Annotated in this window: 6 protein-coding genes; 5 read left to right on the top strand and 1 reads right to left on the bottom strand. The window is 40.9% G+C overall.

The genetic code is table 11. The features are described 5' to 3' along the window. The 5 genes from AC1PJP_RS07765 to astE form a co-directional block, all read left to right on the top strand. The coding region (locus tag AC1PJP_RS07765; RefSeq protein ID WP_479766769.1) for an aminotransferase class III-fold pyridoxal phosphate-dependent enzyme at positions 1 to 438 on the top strand (438 nt) is incomplete at its 5' end. An 18-nt stretch (positions 439 to 456) separates the two neighbouring features. After that, on the top strand, positions 457 to 1,488 hold the full coding sequence (gene astA, locus AC1PJP_RS07760) for an arginine N-succinyltransferase (protein WP_005301103.1): 1,032 nt from the start codon (positions 457 to 459) through the stop codon (positions 1,486 to 1,488). Beyond that, positions 1,488 to 2,957 (top strand): succinylglutamate-semialdehyde dehydrogenase, encoded by a 1,470-nt coding sequence (gene astD, locus AC1PJP_RS07755; RefSeq protein WP_013196744.1) that lies wholly within the window; start codon positions 1,488 to 1,490, stop codon positions 2,955 to 2,957. The genes astA and astD overlap by 1 nt, the downstream gene beginning before the upstream one ends. A 17-nt stretch (positions 2,958 to 2,974) precedes the next feature. Continuing rightward, positions 2,975 to 4,318 (top strand): N-succinylarginine dihydrolase, encoded by a 1,344-nt coding sequence (astB, locus tag AC1PJP_RS07750; RefSeq protein ID WP_004789725.1) that lies wholly within the window; start codon positions 2,975 to 2,977, stop codon positions 4,316 to 4,318. 12 nt (positions 4,319 to 4,330) lie between these two features. Continuing rightward, complete coding sequence (gene astE / locus AC1PJP_RS07745) at positions 4,331 to 5,305, top strand: succinylglutamate desuccinylase (RefSeq protein ID WP_323739884.1); 975 nt, start codon at positions 4,331 to 4,333, stop codon at positions 5,303 to 5,305. A 62-nt stretch (positions 5,306 to 5,367) separates the two neighbouring features. Here astE and AC1PJP_RS07740 read toward each other — a convergent pair whose 3' ends face one another. Continuing rightward, the gene (locus AC1PJP_RS07740) at positions 5,368 to 6,201 is read right to left on the bottom strand and encodes a hypothetical protein (RefSeq protein ID WP_005301114.1); all 834 of its coding nucleotides are present in this window, start codon (positions 6,199 to 6,201) and stop codon (positions 5,368 to 5,370) included. Positions 6,202 to 6,203 lie beyond the last annotated feature (2 nt).

The raw sequence follows: 6,203 nt of genomic DNA, 5'->3' as shown, positions 1-6,203 counted from the left end.
TTCCCAGTGGGTGCAATGTTAACAACAGATAAGTTTGCTCCGCATTTTTCAGTGGGTACACATGGTACGACTTATGGTGGTAACCCGTTAGCAAGTGCAGTTGCAGGTGCAGTATTTGAGTTTATTAATACGCCTGAAGTACTCGAAGGTGTGAAGCATCGTCATCAATATTTCCTCGATGCACTAAATGCATTAAACGCTGAACATCAGATTTTTGAAGAAATTCGTGGTCAAGGTTTATTGATTGGTTGTGAATTAAAAGCTGAGTATGCAGGGAAAGCTAAAGATATTACGACTTGGGCGGGTGAAGAAGGTTTACTTGCTTTAATTGCAGGCCCGAATGTAGTTCGTTTTACTCCGTCGCTTATCATTCCTGAACAAGATATTGATGAAGGGATTGCTCGTTTAAAAAGAGCGTTGGCTAAATTGGCTAAATAAAAAAAAGGAAAGCTAGCCATGATGATCGTCCGTCATGCCGAGTTTCGAGACCTTGAAGATATTTATAAATTAGCGGGTAAGTCGGGTGTAGGCCTGACTTCCTTGCCACAAAATATGGATACACTTTCGGCTCGAATTTCACGTACTCGCAATACTTTAAATGGCAATGTCCATAAAAGTGAACAAGGCTATCTGTTTGTTCTTGAAGATACAGAAGCTCAACGTGTTATTGGTTTAAGCGCAATTGAAGTTGCTGTAGGACTCATTGAGCCTTGGTACAACTTTCATGTTGGTACTCAAGTACACGCTTCAAAAGCACTAAACGTTTATAAGTCACTACCTACCTTATTTTTGAGTAATGACAGAACGGGTAGTAGTGAACTCTGTACATTATTTTTAGATCCAGAGCGTCGTGAAAACCAAAACGGTAAATTCTTATCGAAAATCCGTTTTATGTTTATTGCTGCCTTTAAGCAATATTTCGAGAAAAAGTTAATTGCTGAAATGCGTGGTTTCTCAGACGAAAATGGATGTTCTCCATTTTGGGATGCGATTGGTCACCATTTCTTTAATATGGATTTCTCAACAGCAGACTATTTAAGTGGAATTGGGCAAAAAGTATTTATTGCAGAGCTTATGCCACGTTTTCCAGTCTATGTAGATCTCTTGCCAAAAGATGCGCAAGAGGTGATTGGAAAAATGCACCCACAAACTTTGCCTGCTTACCATGTGCTTGAGTCAGAAGGCTTACGCTATCAAGGATATGTCGATATTTTTGATGCGGGTCCAACCATTGAAGCCAATATTGATGAATTGCGGGCAGTAAAAGAAAGTCAGTTTTTAAACGTCAAAATTACAAGTGAAGCTGCGGTCGGTAAGACCCAATATCTCGTTGCCAATGATAATTATCATGACTATAAGGCAATGTTGATGAAGCTTGATCTTGTTGATAACACTATAAATTTAACACATGAACAAGCTGAAAAACTCGGTGTACAAGAAGGTCACGTTGTTCGTGTGTTATCACTAAATCCAATGGAAGTATCCTGATGTCAAACTCTTTATTTATAAACGGTGTCTGGTTACAAGGCAGCGGCACAACATTTGAAAAAACAAATCCAGTTGATAACCAAACTGTATGGTCAGGTGCTGAAGCAACTGCTGCTGATGTAGAGCAAGCTTGTCAGGCAGCGCGTACTGCATTTCCAGCATGGGCACGTTTGCCACTTGCAGAACGTGTAGCGATTGTTGAGAAATTCGCAGCTTTGCTTGAAGAAAATAAAAAGCATTTAGCAGAAGTAATTAGCCAAGAAACCAGTAAGCCATTTTGGGAAACATTAACTGAAGTTCAATCAATGATTGGCAAAGTTGCGATTTCAATCCGTGCTTATCATCAGCGTACAGGTGAAAGCTCAACTGAAATGGCCGATGGTGTAGCATCTTTACGTCACCGTCCACATGGTGTGCTTGCAGTTTTCGGTCCATATAACTTCCCGGGCCATTTACCAAATGGGCATATTGTTCCTGCATTACTAGCAGGTAATACCGTGGTATTTAAACCAAGCGAATTAACACCTTGGACTGCTGAAGAAACTGTAAAACTTTGGCAGCAAGCTGGTTTGCCAAATGGTGTTATGAACTTGGTGCAAGGTGGTCGTACCACTGGTGAAGCGTTAGCTGCTTCACATGAAATTGATGGTTTATTGTTTACCGGAAGTGCAAACACGGGTTATCACTTGCATAAGCAAATGGCGGGTGCACCTGAGAAAATCCTTGCGCTTGAAATGGGTGGCAATAATGCATTGATTATTGATGAAATTATTGATGTCGATGCTGTAGTTAATCTCACTATTCAATCTGCATTTGTTTCGGCGGGTCAGCGTTGTACATGTGCACGCCGTATCTTGGTGAAAAATGGCGCAGAAGGTGATGCATTTATTCAACGTTTCGTTGAAGTTGCTAAAAATCTAAAAGTTGGTCGTTGGAACGATGAGCAACAACCATTTATGGGTGGCGTTATCTCGTCAGTTGCCGCATCAAATATGATGCTTGCTCAGCAAAAATTGCTTGAGCTTGGCGCAAAAAGCTTGTTGCCAATGACGCGTCCGCAAGAAGATAGTTCGTTACTTACTCCAGGCATTGTTGATGTAACAGGCATCACGGATATTCCAGATGAAGAATATTTTGGTCCGCTTACGACGATTCAACGTTATGACAACTTTGAAGAAGCATTAAAAATTGCGAATGCAACTCGCTTTGGTTTGTCTGTTGGTCTGGTTTCACCAAAACGTGCACTGTTTGATCAAGTACTTATTGAAGCGCGTGCCGGTATTGTGAACTGGAATAAGCCATTAACAGGTGCTTCAAGTGCTGCACCCTTTGGTGGTGTCGGTGCATCTGGTAACCACCGCGCAAGTGCTTTTTATGCAGCTGATTATTGTGCTTGGCCAATGGCTTCACTTGAAAGTGACAGCTTAACCTTACCAGAAAAATTATCTCCAGGGATTGTGTTGCCTTAAACACTAGGGAAAGAAAAATGAAAGGATATGAAGTAAATTTCGATGGTTTGGTGGGACCAACACATCACTACGCGGGCTTGTCGTTTGGTAATGAAGCATCGACAAAAAATCGTAATAACGCCTCGAATCCAAAATTAGCAGCTAAACAGGGCCTGCTAAAGATGAAGGCCTTGGCTGACATGGGAATGAAACAAGGTGTGCTTGTTCCGCATGAGCGCCCACATGTTCCAATGTTACGCCGCTTAGGTTTTACAGGAGATGACATTAGCGTTGTTGCTCAAGCAATGCGTCATTCACCTGAACTATTATCATCGCTAAGTTCAGCTTCGCCAATGTGGACTGCAAATGCGGCAACTGTTTCACCTTCGGCAGATAGCCAAGATGAACGCGTGCATTTTACAGCAGCGAACTTGAATAATAAGTTTCACCGTTCAATTGAGGCTGAAACTACAAGTCAGGTCCTACAAGCGATCTTTAAAAATGAACGTCATTTTGTTCATCATGAAGCTTTACCACAAGTGGCCTTGTTTGGTGATGAAGGTGCAGCAAATCACAACCGTTTAGGTGGTGATTATGCTAAGCGCGGTGTTCAAGTATTTGTTTATGGTCAACAACATTTAAATAATGGTTTACCAGGACCAAAACGCTATCCAGCTCGTCAGACGCGTGAAGCAAGTGAAGCAATTGCACGTTTGCATCGTTTAGATGATGCACATACTGTTTTTGTTCAACAAAATCCGGATGTAATTGATCAGGGTGTATTCCATAACGATGTTATCGCGGTAAGTAACCAGCAGGTTTTATTCCATCATCAACATGCATTCTTAAATCAAGATCAAGCTTTTGCTGAAATTCGCCAGAAAATGGCAAGCATCGGTGAAGATTTTATCTCGATTGAAGTTCCTGAAAACCGCGTTACTGTTGATGATGCCGTAGCAACTTATTTATTTAATAGCCAGATTTTGACTCGTCCAGATGGTGGAATGACCATTGTTGTGCCAGAAGAGTCTCGCCAGAATAAGGCAGTTTGGGGTTATCTGAACGATATGGTTCAGATGGGTACACCAATTGATGCTATTCAGGTATATGACTTACGTGAAAGTATGCGTAATGGTGGTGGTCCGGCATGTTTACGTTTACGCGTAGCTTTAAACGAAACTGAGTTAAATGCTGTAAATCCAAAAGTTCTCATGAACGATCAGTTGTTTGGCACACTCAATCAATGGGTAGATAAACACTATCGTGATCGCTTAGCGCAAGAAGATTTGGCTGATCCGCATTTATTGATGGAAAGCCGTATGGCACTCGATGAACTGACCAAAATTTTAGGTTTGGGTTCGGTCTATCCTTTCCAAAAATAATGAGGAGGTGACATGCAAGATTTTCTAGCATTAACCTTACAAGGTGAGCAACCTAAAACCCGCGAAGGAAAACAAGATAATTTTTCTTGGCGTTGGTTAGGTGAAGGACTTCTTGAATGTACGCCAAATGCACAGTACGACAAAGCTGTCGTACTGTCAGCTGGAGTACATGGTAATGAAACAGCACCAATTGAATTGTTATCTCATCTATGCACAGATTTGTTTGCAGGACGTTTAAACCTTGCTGTGAGATTACTGTTTGTACTGGGTAATCCTTATGCAATGCGTCAAGGTAAACGTTATGTGCATGACGATGTAAACCGAATGTTTTGTGGTGGATATAAAACTCTACCTGTGACTGAAGAGTCAAAACGTGCTGAAGTTTTAGAGCAAGTGGTCACGACTTTTTTTCAGGAAAGTTCAAGCCAAGCAAAACGTTATCACTATGATTTGCACACCGCAATTCGTGCTTCTTTGTTGCCAACGTTTGCTTTATTTCCCTATCAGACGCATGCTTATGATGCAGATTTGACAGCGAGCCTTGAATCAGCTGACTTGGACGCTTTGGTTTACCACAATGCGGTCGGTAAAACCTTTACACATTTTACCAGTGAAAATTTTAAAGCTGCGAGCGCAACGTTAGAGTTAGGCAAAGCCTTACCATTTGGACAAAATGACTTGAGCCAGTTTGCTGCAATTGATGAAGTGATTCGTCATGTGGTTTCTGAGCAAGCTTTGCCACCACGTAATAAAACAAAAATTCGGGTTTTTAAAGTATCGGACTCTTTAATTAAAAAAGACGAAGATTTTCAGATGAACTTATCGGCTGAAGCACCAAATTTTTCGACTTTTACCAAAGGTGAAATCATTGCAGCTCAACCTTCTGGCAATTATGTTGTTGAGCAAGATCAAGTCTGGATTTTATTTCCAAATCCAAATGTGAAAATTGGTTTACGTGCAGGTTTGGTTTTAACTGAAACCAGCTGAACATTTGATTTTTAAGAAATAAAAAAAGGGCAATTAATTGCCCTTTTTTTATGTATAAGATATTAGTTCGTACCGAAAAGACCTTTAACCCAAGATTTCTTTTCAGCTTTTTGTGTAGACGTTTGAGCACCAGCGTTTATATTTGCGTTTGTGTTAACTCCAACAGGGCCAACGTTAACACCAACATTTACACCAGTTTGAGCATTAATTGCATGTGCTGGTTGAGCTGCATTCAACTGTGCTTGGGCATCAGCTTTAGTATCAGCTACAAATTCTTTTTGCTCAGCTTGATTTTGAGCTACACGAGTTTTTACTGCATCTACATGCGCTTGAGCATTAGCTTGTTTTTCAGCAGTAAATTCTTTTTGATCTGCTTGTTTTTCTGTAACTTTAGTCTTTACAGCATCAAAACCTGCTTTTGTATCAGCTTTAGCCTCAACTGCTAAGTTTTTAGTGCCGTTTGCAGCTTTAGTCGCTACATTTTTAGTACCTGTTACTGCTTCGGTAGCAAAATGTTTAGTACCAGCTGCAGCTTTAGTCGCTACATTTTTAGTACCTGTCGCAGCTTCGGTAGCAAAGTGTTTGGTACCCGTTGCAGCTTCAGTTGCTATGTGTTTAGTACCATTTGCAGCTTTAGAAGAAAGTTCAGTCACTTTTCCTGTTGTTTTTTTAGTTGCTTTAACTGTAGTGTCAGCAGCGACATGACCAGCATGCTTTGCTGTGTTACCTACAGTGTGTGCAGTATTTTTGACTGTATTGGCTACGCCACTAACAAGACCACCCGGTTGTACATTTACTTGAGCAGAAGCATCTGCATTAACGCCCGCACTTTGTGCAAAAATAGAAGCAGAAGCAAGAACACTTGCAGTAACGATAGCTGTTTTCATCATTTTCATTG

It is taken from the genome of Acinetobacter sp. V116_7 (assembly GCF_056735735.1).
This window is presented reverse-complemented; position numbering and strand designations above follow the sequence as displayed.

Coding starts and splice junctions, on each gene's coding strand:
- astA (WP_005301103.1), top strand. CDS start 457: ATGATGATCGTCCGTCATGCCGAGTTTCGAGACCTTGAAGATATTTAT.
- astD (WP_013196744.1), top strand. CDS start 1,488: ATGTCAAACTCTTTATTTATAAACGGTGTCTGGTTACAAGGCAGCGGC.
- astB (WP_004789725.1), top strand. CDS start 2,975: ATGAAAGGATATGAAGTAAATTTCGATGGTTTGGTGGGACCAACACAT.
- astE (WP_323739884.1), top strand. CDS start 4,331: ATGCAAGATTTTCTAGCATTAACCTTACAAGGTGAGCAACCTAAAACC.
- AC1PJP_RS07740 (WP_005301114.1), bottom strand. CDS start 6,201: ATGAAAATGATGAAAACAGCTATCGTTACTGCAAGTGTTCTTGCTTCT.